The sequence below is a fragment of the Cloacibacterium sp. genome, assembly GCF_047601505.1.
Taxonomy (GTDB): Bacteria; Bacteroidota; Bacteroidia; order Flavobacteriales; family Weeksellaceae; genus Cloacibacterium.
Map to the genome: position 1 here is coordinate 544,526 of NZ_JASGJD010000001.1, position 15,522 is coordinate 560,047.

At 31.8% G+C, this 15,522-nt stretch carries 15 protein-coding genes and 1 pseudogene; 9 read left to right on the forward strand and 7 right to left on the reverse strand.

What is annotated here, in order from left to right:
• Positions 1–42 precede the first annotated feature (42 nt).
• The 3 genes from QM746_RS02500 to QM746_RS02510 all read right to left on the reverse strand — a co-directional run bounded on the left by QM746_RS02500 (position 43) and on the right by QM746_RS02510 (position 4,146).
• On the reverse strand, positions 43–699 hold the full coding sequence (locus QM746_RS02500; protein ID WP_414982768.1) for a hypothetical protein: 657 nt from the start codon (positions 697–699) through the stop codon (positions 43–45).
• A 229-nt stretch (positions 700–928) separates the two neighbouring features.
• Positions 929–3,142: a TonB-dependent receptor domain-containing protein gene (locus QM746_RS02505; RefSeq protein WP_414982769.1), complete on the reverse strand. Its 2,214-nt coding sequence runs from the start codon at positions 3,140–3,142 to the stop codon at positions 929–931.
• Positions 3,143–3,240: 98 nt separating this feature from the next.
• The gene (locus tag QM746_RS02510) at positions 3,241–4,146 is read right to left on the reverse strand and encodes an AraC family transcriptional regulator (protein WP_414982770.1); all 906 of its coding nucleotides are present in this window, start codon (positions 4,144–4,146) and stop codon (positions 3,241–3,243) included.
• Positions 4,147–4,302: 156 nt separating this feature from the next.
• Here QM746_RS02510 and QM746_RS02515 point away from each other — a divergent pair, with 156 nt between their 5' ends.
• Positions 4,303–4,623 (forward strand): SdpI family protein, encoded by a 321-nt coding sequence (locus QM746_RS02515; RefSeq protein WP_414982771.1) that lies wholly within the window; start codon positions 4,303–4,305, stop codon positions 4,621–4,623.
• A 138-nt stretch (positions 4,624–4,761) separates the two neighbouring features.
• Here QM746_RS02515 and QM746_RS02520 read toward each other — a convergent pair whose 3' ends face one another.
• Positions 4,762–5,640 (reverse strand): GLPGLI family protein, encoded by an 879-nt coding sequence (locus tag QM746_RS02520; RefSeq protein WP_414982772.1) that lies wholly within the window; start codon positions 5,638–5,640, stop codon positions 4,762–4,764.
• 124 nt (positions 5,641–5,764) lie between these two features.
• On the opposite strand from QM746_RS02520, the gene QM746_RS02525 reads away from it, so the two are divergent.
• On the forward strand, positions 5,765–7,555 hold the full coding sequence (locus tag QM746_RS02525) for a DUF885 domain-containing protein (protein ID WP_414982773.1): 1,791 nt from the start codon (positions 5,765–5,767) through the stop codon (positions 7,553–7,555).
• A gap of 11 nt (positions 7,556–7,566) precedes the next feature.
• On the opposite strand, the pseudogene nth reads toward QM746_RS02525, so the two are convergent.
• A pseudogene (nth, locus tag QM746_RS02530) lies at positions 7,567–8,188 on the reverse strand (endonuclease III).
• An 80-nt stretch (positions 8,189–8,268) separates the two neighbouring features.
• On the opposite strand from nth, the gene bcp reads away from it, so the two are divergent.
• The gene (gene bcp / locus QM746_RS02535; RefSeq protein ID WP_414982774.1) at positions 8,269–8,715 is read left to right on the forward strand and encodes a thioredoxin-dependent thiol peroxidase; all 447 of its coding nucleotides are present in this window, start codon (positions 8,269–8,271) and stop codon (positions 8,713–8,715) included.
• Positions 8,716–8,736: 21 nt separating this feature from the next.
• On the opposite strand, the gene QM746_RS02540 is transcribed toward bcp, so the two are convergent.
• The gene (locus QM746_RS02540) at positions 8,737–9,246 is read right to left on the reverse strand and encodes a GNAT family N-acetyltransferase (RefSeq protein ID WP_414982775.1); all 510 of its coding nucleotides are present in this window, start codon (positions 9,244–9,246) and stop codon (positions 8,737–8,739) included.
• A 62-nt stretch (positions 9,247–9,308) separates the two neighbouring features.
• On the reverse strand, positions 9,309–11,441 hold the full coding sequence (locus QM746_RS02545) for a S46 family peptidase (RefSeq protein ID WP_414982776.1): 2,133 nt from the start codon (positions 11,439–11,441) through the stop codon (positions 9,309–9,311).
• 124 nt (positions 11,442–11,565) lie between these two features.
• Here QM746_RS02545 and QM746_RS02550 point away from each other — a divergent pair, with 124 nt between their 5' ends.
• The 6 genes from QM746_RS02550 (at position 11,566) to QM746_RS02575 (ending at position 15,519) form a co-directional block, all read left to right on the forward strand.
• Entirely contained in the window at positions 11,566–11,832 is a 267-nt protein-coding gene (locus tag QM746_RS02550; protein ID WP_414982777.1) for a SemiSWEET family sugar transporter, read from the forward strand.
• A 79-nt stretch (positions 11,833–11,911) separates the two neighbouring features.
• Positions 11,912–13,120 carry a GTPase HflX gene (gene hflX, locus QM746_RS02555; RefSeq protein WP_414982778.1) on the forward strand — a complete coding sequence of 403 codons (1,209 nt, stop codon included), beginning with the start codon at positions 11,912–11,914 and terminating at the stop codon, positions 13,118–13,120.
• 84 nt (positions 13,121–13,204) lie between these two features.
• The gene (locus tag QM746_RS02560) at positions 13,205–13,669 is read left to right on the forward strand and encodes a nucleoside deaminase (RefSeq protein WP_414982779.1); all 465 of its coding nucleotides are present in this window, start codon (positions 13,205–13,207) and stop codon (positions 13,667–13,669) included.
• Between the two features lie 137 nt (positions 13,670–13,806).
• Entirely contained in the window at positions 13,807–14,454 is a 648-nt protein-coding gene (locus tag QM746_RS02565; RefSeq protein ID WP_414982780.1) for a DUF4919 domain-containing protein, read from the forward strand.
• 2 nt (positions 14,455–14,456) lie between these two features.
• Positions 14,457–15,176 (forward strand): DNA alkylation repair protein, encoded by a 720-nt coding sequence (locus tag QM746_RS02570; RefSeq protein ID WP_414982781.1) that lies wholly within the window; start codon positions 14,457–14,459, stop codon positions 15,174–15,176.
• Positions 15,177–15,189: 13 nt separating this feature from the next.
• Entirely contained in the window at positions 15,190–15,519 is a 330-nt protein-coding gene (locus tag QM746_RS02575) for a DUF6122 family protein (RefSeq protein ID WP_414982782.1), read from the forward strand.
• The last annotated feature ends 3 nt before the right edge of the window (positions 15,520–15,522 follow it).

The window sequence follows — 15,522 nt, forward strand, 5'->3', positions numbered from 1 at the left end:
CTCTAAGCGCAAAAAGGGTAGAAAAAAAATTAATTCGAATGATTATTTAGCTTGAGAAATCATGTAATTGGCTTCTTCTTGTCCCCAATTTGGATCAATTGAAGTTTTTGTTTTGTATGTTTTAAACTGTTCTAGTGCTTTTTTGAAAAGTTCAATTCCTTTTTGTTTGTTACCGCCAAATTGTTCTGGTGTAAAATACAAATCTTCGGCTTCCATTATGGTAATTCTAGGATTTTCCGGGTCTAATTTTTGAGCTTCATTTAAAGCAACTTGAGCAGCCTGACCTTCGGTTTGCCATCTTTCCATTGGGTTTACTATCATTTTTAAACCGTGATTCATTTTTTTCAGAATAAATATTTCAGCATTGTTGGGAGATAGCGCTTCTGCTTTGTCAATATAATTTTGAGCTTCTTTTGCTACATCATCCAATTGTGAGAGTTGATTTTGTTGCATTAAAGTTCTTCCTTTTTTAATGATAGAAAAAGCAGCATAATAATAAGGTTGCCAAAGTGTTTTTTCTTTATCGCCAATTCTGGCAAAATCGTTGGCTTGTGCAGTGTATTCGTCTAAATTGGCTTTTGGCATTTCTATAGTTTGAACTTTTGGCAACATTGCCTTTTCGTAAGCGGTTTGAGCAAAGCTGTAAGTAGTTGTAAATGTGATTGCAAGCGCTAAAATTGTTTTTTGTAAAGTTTTCATGTTAAATATTTTTTATTTGTTTAAATTTTATGGTTCAAAGATATATTTACTTCTCAATTTTTTAAATTTTACTTCACCGAACGGTAGATTTTCTTGTCTGAATGGTTTTACTACCCCGTCAAAATTTTCAGAAAAAATTTTGCCACCCTAGATTGCTTCCTTCGTCGCAATGACAGGGGTATTTTACGCACCCAAAACTTCCGACTTCCAACTTCCGACTTCTGACTTCCTACAAGTTTCCATTAATAGCTTCTTGTGTTTTATCGGTACCAAAACTAATGAACCAACCTACAAAAACGAAGGTGTTAACTGGAGGTTTTATGGCAGCAGAACGCATTCCGTCGCTCGAAAAATTATAGCCATATATATTTTTAGAACCCAAAACATTGTTGACTGACAATACAAAAACAGAGAAAGATTTTGCATCTTTTTTGCCAACACTCGGCACGTAATTTAGGCTGAAATTCAATACGTTATAATCTTTGGTTTGTCCTTGGTTTTTCAAAATAGTATTTCCGTTTTCAGTTACAAAATTATAATAAGGTCTTCCGGAATTGTAATTGTAAGAAAAATTAAAACCAGTTTTCCAAGCGGTAATAAATTTTTTAGCAACGATAGAAATTGTGTGTTTTGCTGCAAAATTTGGGAAAAGTTGTTGGTTGTAATTCACATAATTTCTTTTAGAATCGAGATAAGAATAAGAAATCCAATAATCTATGTTTTTTAAAGTTTTTTTGTCTCTCCAAAAAAGTTCAATTCCCTTTGCATAGCCACTTCCGTTGTTATTGATGGCAATTGGTTTGTAGAAATTATTAGAAGTTTTTACCAAATCTTCGTATTTTTTGTAATAGGTTTCAAATCTCAAACTTCTACCATCCACAGTTCTTTGGAGTTGAAAAATATAATGTTCTGCTCTTTGATAATTGGGGTTGTAATTGGCATCAAAATATTTACTTTCTGGGTTTTGATAGAAAATTCCGTAAGCAAGAGAACTTGTCCAATCTTTTGAAATTCTGTAACCTAATGCAAATCTCGGTGAGAAATTCCATTGTTTTATAGCAGCAGAATTTTCTGCTCTTGCTCCTATTTGAACCGATAAATTATTGCTAATTCCTAAATTGGTTTCGGCGAAAAGCGAAGTGATTTTATCTTTGAAAATATAGTTGTCATTGGCTACAGAAACCCAAGTTTTCTCGTTAGAATCATTAAATTCAATACCCGCTTTTATGTTAGAAATTTTATATAATTTTCTCTCGATTACCGCTTTTGCATTGAAGTAATTTCCTTTAGAATCAATGTCATAATTGAAAACTTCTGCATCGTTTTTATAGTTTTTGAAATTTAAAATATTTTGGTTGAAGGTGTAAGAAGTTCCCAAACTCAAAGTATATTTTCCAAATTTTTCTCTGTAAGAAAGCGAGTGAAAGGTATTTTTCCCTTTTTGATTGATTTTGTTATCATCGGCATAATCTTCTAAACTTGGCATGTTGAGTTTCATAGAATTGTTATCATAACTTCCGTAATATTTTATAAAACCGCCGCCTTTTGTTTTGATTCTAAAATTTCCATTTCCCGAAAAACTATTAGGAGCTTTTTCAAAATCTGTATTGAAATTAAGAACTTTTTGCATCAATTCTAAGTTAGAATATCCTAAAGAAATGCCGTAAGAATGGGTTCTTTCGTTATTTACACGTTGAATTCCGGCACTTGCGAAAATTGGAGAAATACCAAAATCTGCTGAATTTCTTTCGGGTAAATCGATGCTTTCTAAAGCCAAAATTGCAGATAAAGCTTGTCCGTAAAGAGCAGAATAACCACCGCTAGAAAATACATTTCCTTTGAAGAGGGAAGTGTTTAATCTATCCATAGATTTTATTCCGGGCACAGAATTTCCAAAATAATTATTAACCAAATTCCCATCCATAAAGAATTTTGCTTCGGTTCCGGTTCCTCCTCTCACAAATAATCCTTCAGATTCTCCCACTTTTTGAACTCCAGGCTGAGTTTCTAAAAATGAAGTAATTTGTGCATTAGCTCCAGCAGTTGTAAGCACATCTAAAGTGTTAAAAAGTGCCGAAGCTCTTTTTTTATCGCCAGCTTCCATGCTTCCTGCGGAAATTACCACAGCGTCTATTTCGTTAACAGATTCTTTTAATTCGGTATTAATGATGAGGTTTTTATTGTCAACAACTATATTTTTTTCAATTTCTATAAATTTTGGATTGGAGAAAACTAACGTTAAATTTCCTTTTTCAGAAGTTTCAAATTTGTAATTTCCAGATTCGTCTGTTGTTGCACCATCGTAAGTGTCTTTCAAAGTAACAGAAACGTCTTTTAAAGGTTTCCCGTGCTTTCCTAAAACTTTTCCAGAAATGGTAATTTGTGAGAATATAGTTAAGGTAAAAGCAAAGGTTAAAACGAAGGATAAAATTCGAGTTTGCATAATTTTTTGTTTTTGATGAAGCAAAGGTATTTTGGCTCATTCCTAAAAAGAAATAAGTTTTACTGAATGGTAAAAAAGTTATGCTGAGTGGTAAAAAACTAAAGTATTGGAATGCAAAAATCTACAATACATTTTTTTTGTGGATGTTCTTTGAAATTATTGTGGTAAATTTCATAGGGATTGCTTCGTCTGAATTCGTAGCCATTTTCTTTCATCCAAAGGAAAAGTCCGTTCCAAGCTTTTTCAAATTCGTTGATTTCGATACAAAAACTTCCCACAATATATTTTCCTTTTGGTAACGTTTCTGGGGAAATTTCGCCATCCGTTTTTATGGGTTCGTTTAGCAACATACACGCATGAATTCTCACTTTATCAGGAGCAGTAACTTTGAAACTATCGTGATAAACGGTAATCATTTTTACATTTTCTCTTGGAAAAAGATTTTTAGAAATTGCCCAATTTATAAGTTTGTTATAAGAATTTTCTATATTTTGAACGCCAATACTTAATACTGATGCCAAATGAATTTCGGGCATTTCTTTTACTTCAATTTTTGCGTTTTCTTCCATAAAATTTTCTATTAGATTGAGGTTGTAAAGATATTGCTCAAAAACCACTTCTTTTTGTCCAATCTTGCTAACATTTTGGGTAATCTTGCTAAATTTTTCAGGTGAATTTTTTCTAAATTCGGTTGGAGAAATACCATAATATTTTTTGAAAGTTTTACTGAAATTTGCGTTGCTTTTAAAACCAAATTGAGTGTAAATTTCTTCTAAACTTGTATTTTTTTTGAGGGCAAGCATCATCGCAGACTTTTCTAAACGCTTTCTGGTAATGTATTCTTGCAATGTTTCGGAAGTAACAGCGCGAAAAATTCTATGAAAATGAAATGGAGAATAAGTGGCAATTTCTGCTAGCTTTTCCAGAGAAAGTTCTTCGTTGATGTTCTCGTCAATATAGATTAAAACCTTCCTTATTCTTTTAAAATGTTCTTCGGCTGTCATTTTACAAAAATAAAAGTTCTCTTGTTTTTTGAGTTGTCTAATCTTGCTAAAATTAAAAAATAAAAGCCAAATCTTTCAAAAAAATAACTAGATTTATAAATGTTTTTTTTTGAATCAATTCATAATGTGTAATTTATTTTAAAAAATAGAGTATTTATGACAAGTTTAAAACCATTATTAGATCCCAGCTTTTTATTGATTATAAGTATTGTTTTTTATATTTTCAAACCGAAAAATATTAATTCATTTTTTGGATATAGAACTCAAAAATCCACAAAAAATGTAAACAATTGGAATTTAGCAAATAACATTTCATCAAAATTATTATTGATTTATTCTATTTGCATATTTGTTGTGAGTGCTGTTTTATTAATAGCGAATCAAGAAAAATATATTTACTCAACATTCATAATTAGTTTTCTCTGTTTTGTTGCTTTTTTAATTTTTTATGTTGAAAAAAAACTCAGCAAATTATAATAGGATATTAGGCAAATATATTTAAAGTCTTCACCGATTGAAATTTGTTTGATTAAAATTTAAAATAAAAGCCCGAGAAAAATATTCTCGAGCTTTCAGAAAAAATTTAATTTGATATGAAGAAAATGAATGTGTTTCTTATTTTGTTTTTGGCAATTCTATAGTATTGTCTGAAGCACTGTAGTAATCTTTCAGTGTTTTTTCTTGTTCTTTCAGCATTTCTCCAACCGTCTTATCACTTCCCGGCATTTTCATGTTCATTCTATCTTGAGGAATTTGACCTCTTATTGATGCTAAAGGATCTTTTTTATAGGTTTCGAAAGAAGATTCAAATTTATCTCTGGAAATTATATTTACATCATTGCTGCCACCAAATTGCGCTTGAAGTTTTTCGCTGTAAGAAAATTCTTCAAATTCTTTCAATTTTTTGTTTGCAGTAAGAGTCCAAGAGTAGTTTTTGTCTGCATCTTCTATTTTTACAATTAAGCCAGGCAAACCAGAGAATTTATATGGCCCATCAGGAAAAGGAATTGCTTCTGTAAACCAAGCCGTCCATTTTCTGCCTCCAAATTCTGTAGTAGCTTTTTGCGCTTCATAATCACCAATTTTTTGTTTATCGTTGGTAATTTGCCAGTTAAATTTAGGTTCTTCTGTGTATCCAAAAACAGAATTTAGCATTCTTTCGCTAAAAGTTAACTTCATGTTTGGATATTCTTTTATTATTTTGAATGCAAATTTTGGCTGTTGAAAAGACTTGGAAATATCTTTAAACATACCTGCTTTCATCATTTTATCTACTTCAATTTTAATTAAAGAATCCTGAGAAACAGTAAGATAATCTTTGTAAATAGATTTTTTATCGGTAATATCTAGAATGGCTACAGCTTTTTGTAGAGAATCTACTTTTTGTTTTGGCTTATACGTTAATTCGTAGAAAAACCTGTTGGCAGAAGTCTGTGCGCTTACAAAAGCAACTAAAAACAGCAAAGCAAAGCTTAAAGATTTATACATTTTCATTTTTTTAAGTTTTAACAATTAGTAAGAGATTTGTAAGAATGTTACAAAAAAATAGAAAGATTTTTTTTAAATGAACATTCTCAGAGAATTAAATTTATAATTTTGTTGTAAATAGAAATTTAATATGAAAATATTACGTACAGCAGTTTTAGGAATTTTTATAGGTTTAGGATTATTAGTAGGTTGTAAAAAATCTGATATTGCCTTACCAAAATCTGAAGCCAATATAGACAGCATTGCTTCTAAATATTATGAAGGTTACCTCAAAATGTATCCTTTAGAAGCAACTATGCAAGGAGATTCTAGGTATAACGATGTGTTAACCAATAATATAAGCAGCGAATTTATTTCTAAAGAAATTGCATACTATAACGAAACTCAAAAAAAACTTCAAACGTTAGATTATGACGCTTTATCTGATGAACAAAAAACAGTTTATGATGTTTTAGATTATACATTAAAAGACAAAATTGAGCGTTATGCCTATCATCCAGAATTGATGCCTTTTAGTCAGTTTGAAGGATTGCCTTTGGATTTTCCGCTTTTGGGAAGTGCAGAAGGAAATCAGCCTTTCAAAACTACCCAAGATTATGACAATTGGCTAAAAAGAATTGATGCTTTTGTGATTTGGATGACTACAGCAGAGAAAAATTTCAGAGAAGGAATGAAACAAAATGTTGTTCTTCCAAAAAAATTAGTAGTAAAAATGATTCCTCAAATGCATAGTGAGGAAATAATTACCGAAGATTTTGATAAAAATATTTTTTATGGCCCAATAAAAAAAATGCCAAAAAATTTCTCAGCAAAAGACAAAGAAAAGTACAAAATTCTATACCAAGAAGCTATTTCTTCGAAAATAATTCCAGCTTACCAAAAAATGGGAGATTTCTTCGAAAAAGAATATTTGCCAAAAGCCAGAAATACAGATGGAATTAACGCTCTTCCGAACGGGAAAAATATCTACGAATATTATGCAAAATCTTGGACTACTACCAATAAAACTCCAGAAGAAATTAATAAAATTGGCTTACAACAAGTTGCTATGCTAAGAGCAGAAATGGAGAAAGTGAAAACTCAACTCGGTTTCAAAGGAAGTTTAGAAGAATTTTTAACCAGTCTTAAAACCGATAAAAAAGCAATGCCTTTCAAAACACCAGAAGAAGTAATTGCTGCTTTTAATGGAATTTTGAAAAAAATAGAACCAAAATTGCCAACAATGTTCACAAAATTTCCGAAAACTCCTTTCGAAATTAGAAGAACCGAAAAATTTAGAGAAGCCAGCGCAAGTGCAGAATACAGACAAGGTTCGGCAGACGGAAAGCGCCCCGGAATTTTCTATACACCAATTCCAGATGCTACCAAATACAATGTTACCAATGGTTTTGAATCTTTGTTTTTGCATGAAGCAATTCCAGGGCATCATTATCAAATTTCTCTTCAACAAGAAAATATGGAAATTCCAAAATTTATGAGATTTGGTTGGTTTGGAGCTTATGGTGAAGGTTGGGCGCATTATTGCGAAACATTAGGCCCAGAATTTGGACTTTATACCGATCCTTATCAAAAAATGGGATATTTGAGCGACCAAATGTTAAGAGCCGTTCGTTTGGTGGTAGATACAGAAATTCACACCGGAAAAATGACCAGAGAACAAGCGATAAAATATTATTTGAGCAATATTTCTGATTCCGAAGAAGGCGCAACTGCTGCTATAGAACGTTATATGGCGGTTCCCGGACAAGCATTGGGTTACAAAATAGGTTCACTCAAATTTTTAGAATTAAGAGCAAAATATCGAAAACAACTCGGAAAAAAATTCAGTTTAGCTAAATTTCATGACGAAGTTCTCAACCAAGGTTGCCTTCCGTTATCTGTTCTTGATAGAAAAATGGAACTTTGGGCAAAGAAACAGTAAAAAATATAACCTTAACCCTCAAAAAGCATTTTAGTAATATAATCTCGCTCTTGGCTTCCACGAGCGGGAGAATATTCTCTTCCATAGAAAATGATTTGAAGGTGAAGTTTGTTCCAAGCTTCTTTTGGAAATAGTTTTTTGGCGTCGTTTTCGGTTTGAACTACGTTTTTTCCTTCCGTCAATTTCCATTGTTTCATCAATCTATGAATGTGAGTATCTACAGGAAAAGCAGGAAACCCAAAAGCTTGGCTCATTACTACAGAAGCAGTTTTATGACCAACACCAGCTAGATTTTCTAGTTCTTCAAAAGTTGCAGGAACTTCACCATTGTGATTTTCTAAAAGTTGATTTGCCATTAATTTTAGATTTTTGGCTTTGGTAGTAGAAAGTCCTATTTTCTTAATTAATTCTTTAATTTCAGGTTCTTCCAAGGCTGCCATTTTTTCAGGATTTGGAGCAATGGAAAATAGTTTTGGAGTTACTTCATTTACTTTTTTATCGGTAGTTTGTGCAGAAAGAGCTACAGCAACTAACAATTCATAAGCGTTTTTATGATTCAGAAGGAATCGGAACTTCTGGATAGATTTTTTCTAACTCCGTCATTACAATTTTAGCACGCTCTTTCTTAGTCATTTTCTGTAAATTTGAACAAAAATACTAAAAAGTCTGAAGTCAGAAGACAGAAGATGAAACTTGAAATAAAAAATATAATTATGCTAAAAATAGGTGAAAAACTTCCAGAATTTCAAGTAGAAAATCAGGATGGAAATTTGGTAAAATCTTCGGATTTTAAAGATAAAAAATTAGTAATTTTCTTTTATCCAAAAGCCAATACGCCCGGTTGTACTGCAGAAGCGTGCAATCTAAACGAGAATATTGAGTATCTTACCAAGCAAGGTTTTACCATAATAGGAATTTCTGCAGACCCTGTGAAAAATCAAAAGAAATTTCACACTAAATTTGGGTTTAAATATGATTTGTTGGCAGACGAAAACCACGAAATTTGTGAAAAATTCGGGGTTTGGCAACTCAAAAAATTTATGGGAAGAGAGTTTATGGGAATTGTGAGAACTACTTTTTTGTTTGATGAAAATTCTGTGTGTACAGAAGTTATCAAAAAAGTAGAAACCAAAAACCACGCAGCTCAGATTTTGAAATAAAATTTTTTAATAGATAAAATTCTAAAGTTCTGTTTCATAATACATTAATTCTTCTGGATCGCCTTCTAAGAAGAATTTTTTTTGAAATTTGAGTCCCAGTTTTTCTAATAATTTTCTGGAAGAATGGTTGTTTTCTAATGTTATTCCGCTAAGTTTTTGCAATCCAAATTCGGTTTTTGCCAATTTTTTTAATTCAGAAGCTGCTTCGAAAGCATAACCTTTTCCTTCGAATTTTTCGAAAAAAGCAAAACCAATATCTGGAATATCTAAACCATCCCGAAGGTAAATTCCACAAAAACCAATCTTAGAATCATCAGATTTTAGAATGATGGTAAAGTTGCCAAAACCCACTTTTTCATATTGTAAAAGCATTCTGTTTTTAATGTAATTTTCGGCGTCTTCTATAGATTTAATGTTTCTATCACCAATATATTTGTGGTATTTTGGTGTATTCATTATTTCGAAAATAAACTCAGCATCTTCGGTATTCGTAGGTTTTATAATAAGTCTTTCGGTTTCGTATTTTTTCATGAGTTAAAAATAAAAAAAAACGCCACCAAAAGATGACGTTTTTAATAAATATTTTTGAGAAATTATTTTCTAATATCCATTTCTTTTAATAGATAACCAGCACCGTGGTATTTGTCCATTACCCAAAGTAAGAATCTTACATCTAAGTTGATGGTTTTTTGCCATTGTTTTTCGAAAACGATATCTCCAGAAAGAGCTTCGGAATTTCCATCGAAAGCAAGCCCAATTAATTCTCCGTTTCCATTCATAATTGGAGAACCAGAGTTTCCACCAGTAATATCGTTATCGCTTAAGAAATTTACAGGCATATACCCTTTTTTGTCTTTGTATTGTCCGAAATCTTTCTTTTTGTAAAGGTCTAGCAATCTTTGAGGTAAATCAAATTCTGCGTCTCCTTTTTTGTATTTAGCAACCATGCCTTTCATATCTGTGTAGAAATTATCTTTCACACCGTAGTATTGTCTGTCTTTTCTAATAGGCAATCTATCTACTTTTCCGAAAGTAACTCTCATGGTAGAGTTGGCATCTGGATAGAAGAATTCGTTTGGTCTAGATTTTCTAAGTCCGTCTAAGAAAAGTCTGGTGTTTTTTGCAAAATTATCATCAGCTTTAGCATATTTGTCTCCAAACATCATCGCTTCTGAAACCATTACGCCAGAAAATCTGTAAAGAGGGTCGTTTTCTAGAGTTTCTTTGCTTGGATTTTCTAAAAATTTAAGTACAGAATCTTTGTTCGCAAAAATTGAAACATCTGTTTGATTTGCTAATTCTGAAGGTACAGCGTATTTAAGAACTGGCAATTGGTAATCAAATGGAACTTTTGATTTGTAAAGACTAAGCATTGTTTGCAACATATCTTTTTCAACTTCTGGATGAAAACCATCGTAAGAAGCTTCAATTCCTGCTATAATTTTAGCTTTCATTGCGGTTCTAGCAGCAGCGTCTTGTTCTGTATAAGATTTAAGAGCAGCGCCAATTCTATAAGGAATTATAGCATATTTAGCATTTCTTTGGAACTGAGAAGCATAGTTTCTTTCTAAGTTTCTATCAGCAATTTGTTTGTAATAAGCTTCAATTTCAGAAAGCACGTTTCCGTAAGTTGCTTTGTTATCTGCTAAATTTGCCCATTCTTGAAATTTAGCTTCTACTTTTTGTTTGTCTGCAATGGTTCCGTTTTTGTTAACAGATTCTATGGTTCCGGCTCTGTTTTTCCAATAATTAGCAACAGAAGCGTATTGAGAAGCATAGTCTAATCTTGTACCAGTATCTTTGTCCATATACTTCTTCATTACATCCATAGCAGTTTTAGAAGCATCTACCCAACCTACGTAATCTTTGGTTACCAATTGATTGATTCCGAAAGAAGTTAAATATCTGTTTGTTCTACCAGGGTAACCCACAATCATAGCAAAATCGCCAGGTTTTACACCTTTTACAGAAACAGGAAGGTGATATTTTGGTTTTAAAGGAACGTTATTTAAAGAATATTCAGCAGGATTTCCGTTGGCATCTGCATAAATTCTAAAAACGGAAAAATCTCCGGTATGTCTTGGCCATTCCCAGTTGTCTGTATCGCCACCAAATTTACCAATAGATTCTGTAGGTGTACCAACCAATCTTACATCTTTATAGTCTTGATATACAAAGTAATAGAATTCGTTTCCGTTGAAGAAATCTCTTACGATTACGGTATATTTACCATTTTCAGAATTTTCTTTTTGAATGGCTTTGTACTCAGCAGCAATAATGGCATTTCTTTCGTCAGCAGACATTATATTATTGAGTTTAGCATTAATTCTGGCAGTTACATCGTCCATTCTTACCAAAAATCTTACCGAAAGACCTTTTGCAGGAAGTTCTTCTTTGTTGTTCATGGCAAAGAAACCGTCTTTCAAATAATTTTTTTCAGGAGTAGAAAGAGAAGCAATAGCATCATAACCACAGTGATGATTGGTAAAAACCAAACCTTCTTTAGAAACTACTTCGGCAGTACATCCACCACCAAATTGAACGATGCCATCTTTAAGGCTAGAGTTGTTAACAGAATAAATTTCTTCTGGTGTAAGGTGCAATCCTTTTTTCTGCAAATCAACACCATTTAACCTTTTAACAAGCATCATTAGCCACATTCCTTCATCTGCTTTCATCTGAAGGAAACTTAGCATAAACGTAAGTAATAAAAATACTTTTTTCATTGAATTTAAAATTAATATTGGCGTAAATTTAAGAATTAAATATTGGTTCAGAAAATTGGAAACAGGCAATGCTTTCTAAATGATAATTGATTTGTAGATTTGTAATCGTTAATATTAATTTTAAATGATGAATTTTAATCCGGAAATTTTAGGTTTAATAGGAGGTACATTATCTTGTATTACATTTGTTCCACAGATTTTTAAAACTTGGAAATCAAAATCGGTAAAAGATATTTCGGTTTCTTCTTTTCTAATAGTGGTTTGCAGTACAATTGTTTGGATTGGCTACGGAATTTTGAAAGACAGTATTTCTGTACTTCTCACCAATATTATTGTATTTTTTACAGCAGTAATAATGCTTTGGATGAAGTGGAAGTTTACGGAGAAGTAAAATTTAATACTTTTTTATTCCTTAAATTTGCAAAAAATAAAGATTGCTTTGCTTTGTGCCTCGCAATGACATACAACCTATGGTAGAAAAAAAAGAACACATATACGAAAGAGCCGTTTTGGTTGGCTTAATTACTCAACATCAAGACGAAGAAAAACTTACAGAATATCTGGATGAGCTAGAATTTCTTGCTTATACAGCTGGTGCAACGGTAGATAAAAGGTTTACTCAAAAACTATCTATGCCAGATTCTAAAACTTTTGTTGGAAGTGGTAAAGCTGAAGAAATTAAAAATTATGTAAAGGAAAACGAAATAGGAACTGTAATTTTTGACGACGAACTTTCTCCTTCTCAATTGAAAAATTTGGAGAAAGAAATGGAAGTCAAAATCTTAGACAGAACCAATCTTATTCTTGATATTTTTGCACAAAGAGCGCAAACTTCTTACGCAAGAACTCAGGTAGAACTTGCTCAATATCAGTATCTTTTGCCAAGATTAACTAGAATGTGGACGCACTTGGAAAGACAAAAAGGAGGAATCGGGATGCGTGGTCCTGGTGAAACGGAAATTGAAACCGATAGACGTATTATTAGAGACAGAATTACGCTTCTGAAAGACAAGCTGAAAACCATTGATAAACAAATGGCTACTCAACGAAACAACCGTGGGAAAGTGGTTCGTGTGGCACTGGTTGGTTACACCAATGTTGGGAAATCTACGTTAATGAATGCGCTTTCTAAATCGGAAGTTTTTGCAGAAAATAAATTGTTTGCAACACTAGATACTACGGTAAGAAAAGTGGTCATCGGGAATCTTCCGTTTTTGTTGACCGATACGGTTGGTTTTATCAGAAAATTGCCAACGCAGTTGGTAGAAAGTTTCAAATCTACTTTGGATGAAGTTCGCGAGGCAGATTTATTGGTTCACGTGGTAGATATTTCACACGAAAGTTTCGAAGACCATATTGATTCTGTAAACCAAATTTTGCAAGAAATTGATGCGCATCAAAAACCTATGGTGATGGTTTTCAATAAAATAGATGCTTTCGCATACGAGAAAAAAGACGAAGACGATCTTACACCTTCTACCAAAAAAAATATTTCTCTGGATGAATGGAAAAAAACTTGGATGGCAAAATCTAAATTTCCAACGGTTTTTATCTCGGCTTTAACGAAAGAAAATTTCCCGGAAATGAAGAGACTTATCTATGATGAAGTGCACAAAATTCATATTTCCAGATTCCCTTACAACGATTTCTTGTTCGAATATTATGACGACGAGGAATAAAAATTTAATTTAAAGTGAAAATGAAGTTAATTATTTAACCTTTTATGGGTGTTTTTTATTAATTTTATTTAAAAATGAAGAAATATGATTGAAGATTATATGAAAAGAGCAATAAAATGCTCGTGTGATAATGTAAAAAATGGAGGAGGACCTTTTGGTGCTGTGATTGTAAAAGAGGGAAAAATAATTGCCGAAGGAACTAATTTGGTGACGATTAATAACGATCCTACAGCTCATGCAGAAGTGGTGGCAATAAGAAATGCTGCGGCTTATCTTAATGATTTTAACCTTTCGGGTTGCGAAATTTATACTTCTTGCGAACCGTGTCCTATGTGTCTTAGTGCAATTTATTGGGCTAGAATAGACAAAATTTGGTTTGCAAATACCAAAACAGATGCTAAAAATATTGGCTTTGATGATTCGTTTATTTATGATGAGGTTTCAAAACCTTTAGAAGAAAGAAAAATCCCGATAAAACAGTTTTTGAGAAATGAAGGTCTGGAAGCTTTTAAACTCTGGACAGAAAAAACCGATAAAACAGAATACTAAATTTTGAAAATTATAACCACGAAAATCTTTAACTTTGTTTAAAGATTTTCTTTTTTTAATATGTGAGCTCCGTAGGAGCGAAAGGTTTGTAATTTATTAGTAACCATTAAATAAGCTCCGAAATAGCGGAAGAAATTATGAAAAATTTATCGAAATTATTATTAGTTTTATTTTCATTCAACTTTTGTTTTTCCCAAATCAATGTTGAGCAAATTAAAAAAAATGTTGCTGATAATCCTCAAGAATATTATTATGAATATTTAGAAATTTTTAAAAAATCTCCAGAAAAACTTTCTCAAGAACAATTGAATCAACTTTATTATGGAAGTAGATTCATTAAAACTGAATATGCACTAGTGAATTATAATAATGACTATGAAAAAATTTGGAAGTTTGCAAAAAAAGGAATGTCTAAAGGAAAAGCTCAAAAAATTGTATCTTTTGCAGAAGAAAAATATTTGAAAAATCCTTTAGAAAAAGAAATCCTTTTAAATATGACTGTTATTTATTCAGCATTAGATGAAACAATGAAAAAAGAAATCTGTGATGCTCAATATAAAGCTATAATTAATACAATTGAAAATAGTGGAACAGGATTGTCAGAAGATTCTCCAGTTTGCGTAATACGAGCAGGAGATATGATTTCAATGTTAAAAAGAGTTATGGTAGGATTTGGCGATTTTAAACAAAAAGACAAAGAATTGCCAGATGGAAGTTTATTAACTGAATATTCTGTTGGTGAAAATAAAATTTTTGTAAAACTAGTAGGTGGAATTCAATTTTAATTATGACTCTCCATAACCAAATCCTTGAAGCTTTAGAATTTCTTTCTTCTCCAGAAAAGAGAGAGTTTTTGCCCTATTTTTTTAAAACAGGAAAAGGACAATATGCCGAAGGTGATAAATTTATCGGAGTAGTAGTGCCCGATTCTAGAAAAATTGTAAAAGAATATTGGCAAAAAGCTACTTTAGAAGAAGTTCGGGAAATTTTAAAATCAGAATTTCACGAAATGAGATTGGTTGCGCTTCTTATTTTAGTTGCCAAATTTGAGAAATCTAAAGATTTAAAGGAGCAAAAAAAATTAGCAGATTTTTACCTTAAAAATACAAAATACATCAACAATTGGGATTTGGTAGATTTGTCTTGCTATAAACTTTTGGGTAGATATTGTTTTGAAAATCATCAAGATGAAGTTTTGAGAGAACTTTCAAATTCTGAAAACATGTGGGAAAAACGTATTGCCATTGTCGCAACAATGCATTACATTAAAAAAGGAAAAACCTTTGATTTAACTCAAGAATTGGTTCTTAATAATCTCAATCATCTTCACGATTTAATGCACAAAGCAAACGGTTGGCTTTTAAGGGAAATTGGCAATAAAGACGAAGAAGTTTTGTTGAATTTTTTGAAAATTCATTATCAAAATATGCCTAGAACGTGTTTGAGGTATGCAATAGAAAAGCTTGATGAAGATTTAAGACAAGATTTTTTGAAAGGTAGAATTTAAAAAATATCATTTTTTGGAAATAACAAAAACATTTGTCCATTACTTTTTACACCTCATTTTTCCGGTGTTTATTGCGCTTGTTTTTTATAAAGAAAATTGGAAAAAAGCTTATCTCATTATGCTCGCAACCCTATTGGTAGATGCAGACCATCTTTTGGCAACTCCGGTTTTTGACCAAAACAGAGCAAGTATAGGTTTCCATCCTTTGCACTCGTATTACGCAATTGCCATTTATTTTTTAGGTACCATCTTCTTGAAAGGAAATTACAGAATTGTAGCCATAGGATTGCTATTTCACATGTTTACAGATTTTCAAGATTACTATTTCTGGAGGTTATTTTAAGGG

Bases quoted from the DNA above. Each gene is read 5' to 3' on its own strand.
- QM746_RS02570 (WP_414982781.1), top strand. From the start codon at position 14,457: ATGACTCTCCATAACCAAATCCTTGAAGCTTTAGAATTTCTTTCTTCT.
- QM746_RS02540 (WP_414982775.1), bottom strand. From the start codon at position 9,246: ATGAAAAAATACGAAACCGAAAGACTTATTATAAAACCTACGAATACC.
- QM746_RS02505 (WP_414982769.1), bottom strand. From the start codon at position 3,142: ATGCAAACTCGAATTTTATCCTTCGTTTTAACCTTTGCTTTTACCTTA.
- QM746_RS02560 (WP_414982779.1), top strand. From the start codon at position 13,205: ATGATTGAAGATTATATGAAAAGAGCAATAAAATGCTCGTGTGATAAT.
- QM746_RS02545 (WP_414982776.1), bottom strand. From the start codon at position 11,441: ATGAAAAAAGTATTTTTATTACTTACGTTTATGCTAAGTTTCCTTCAG.
- QM746_RS02565 (WP_414982780.1), top strand. From the start codon at position 13,807: ATGAAAAATTTATCGAAATTATTATTAGTTTTATTTTCATTCAACTTT.
- hflX (WP_414982778.1), top strand. From the start codon at position 11,912: ATGGTAGAAAAAAAAGAACACATATACGAAAGAGCCGTTTTGGTTGGC.
- QM746_RS02500 (WP_414982768.1), bottom strand. From the start codon at position 699: ATGAAAACTTTACAAAAAACAATTTTAGCGCTTGCAATCACATTTACA.
- QM746_RS02525 (WP_414982773.1), top strand. From the start codon at position 5,765: ATGAAAATATTACGTACAGCAGTTTTAGGAATTTTTATAGGTTTAGGA.
- QM746_RS02550 (WP_414982777.1), top strand. From the start codon at position 11,566: ATGATGAATTTTAATCCGGAAATTTTAGGTTTAATAGGAGGTACATTA.
- QM746_RS02515 (WP_414982771.1), top strand. From the start codon at position 4,303: ATGACAAGTTTAAAACCATTATTAGATCCCAGCTTTTTATTGATTATA.
- bcp (WP_414982774.1), top strand. From the start codon at position 8,269: ATGCTAAAAATAGGTGAAAAACTTCCAGAATTTCAAGTAGAAAATCAG.
- QM746_RS02520 (WP_414982772.1), bottom strand. From the start codon at position 5,640: ATGAAAATGTATAAATCTTTAAGCTTTGCTTTGCTGTTTTTAGTTGCT.
- QM746_RS02510 (WP_414982770.1), bottom strand. From the start codon at position 4,146: ATGACAGCCGAAGAACATTTTAAAAGAATAAGGAAGGTTTTAATCTAT.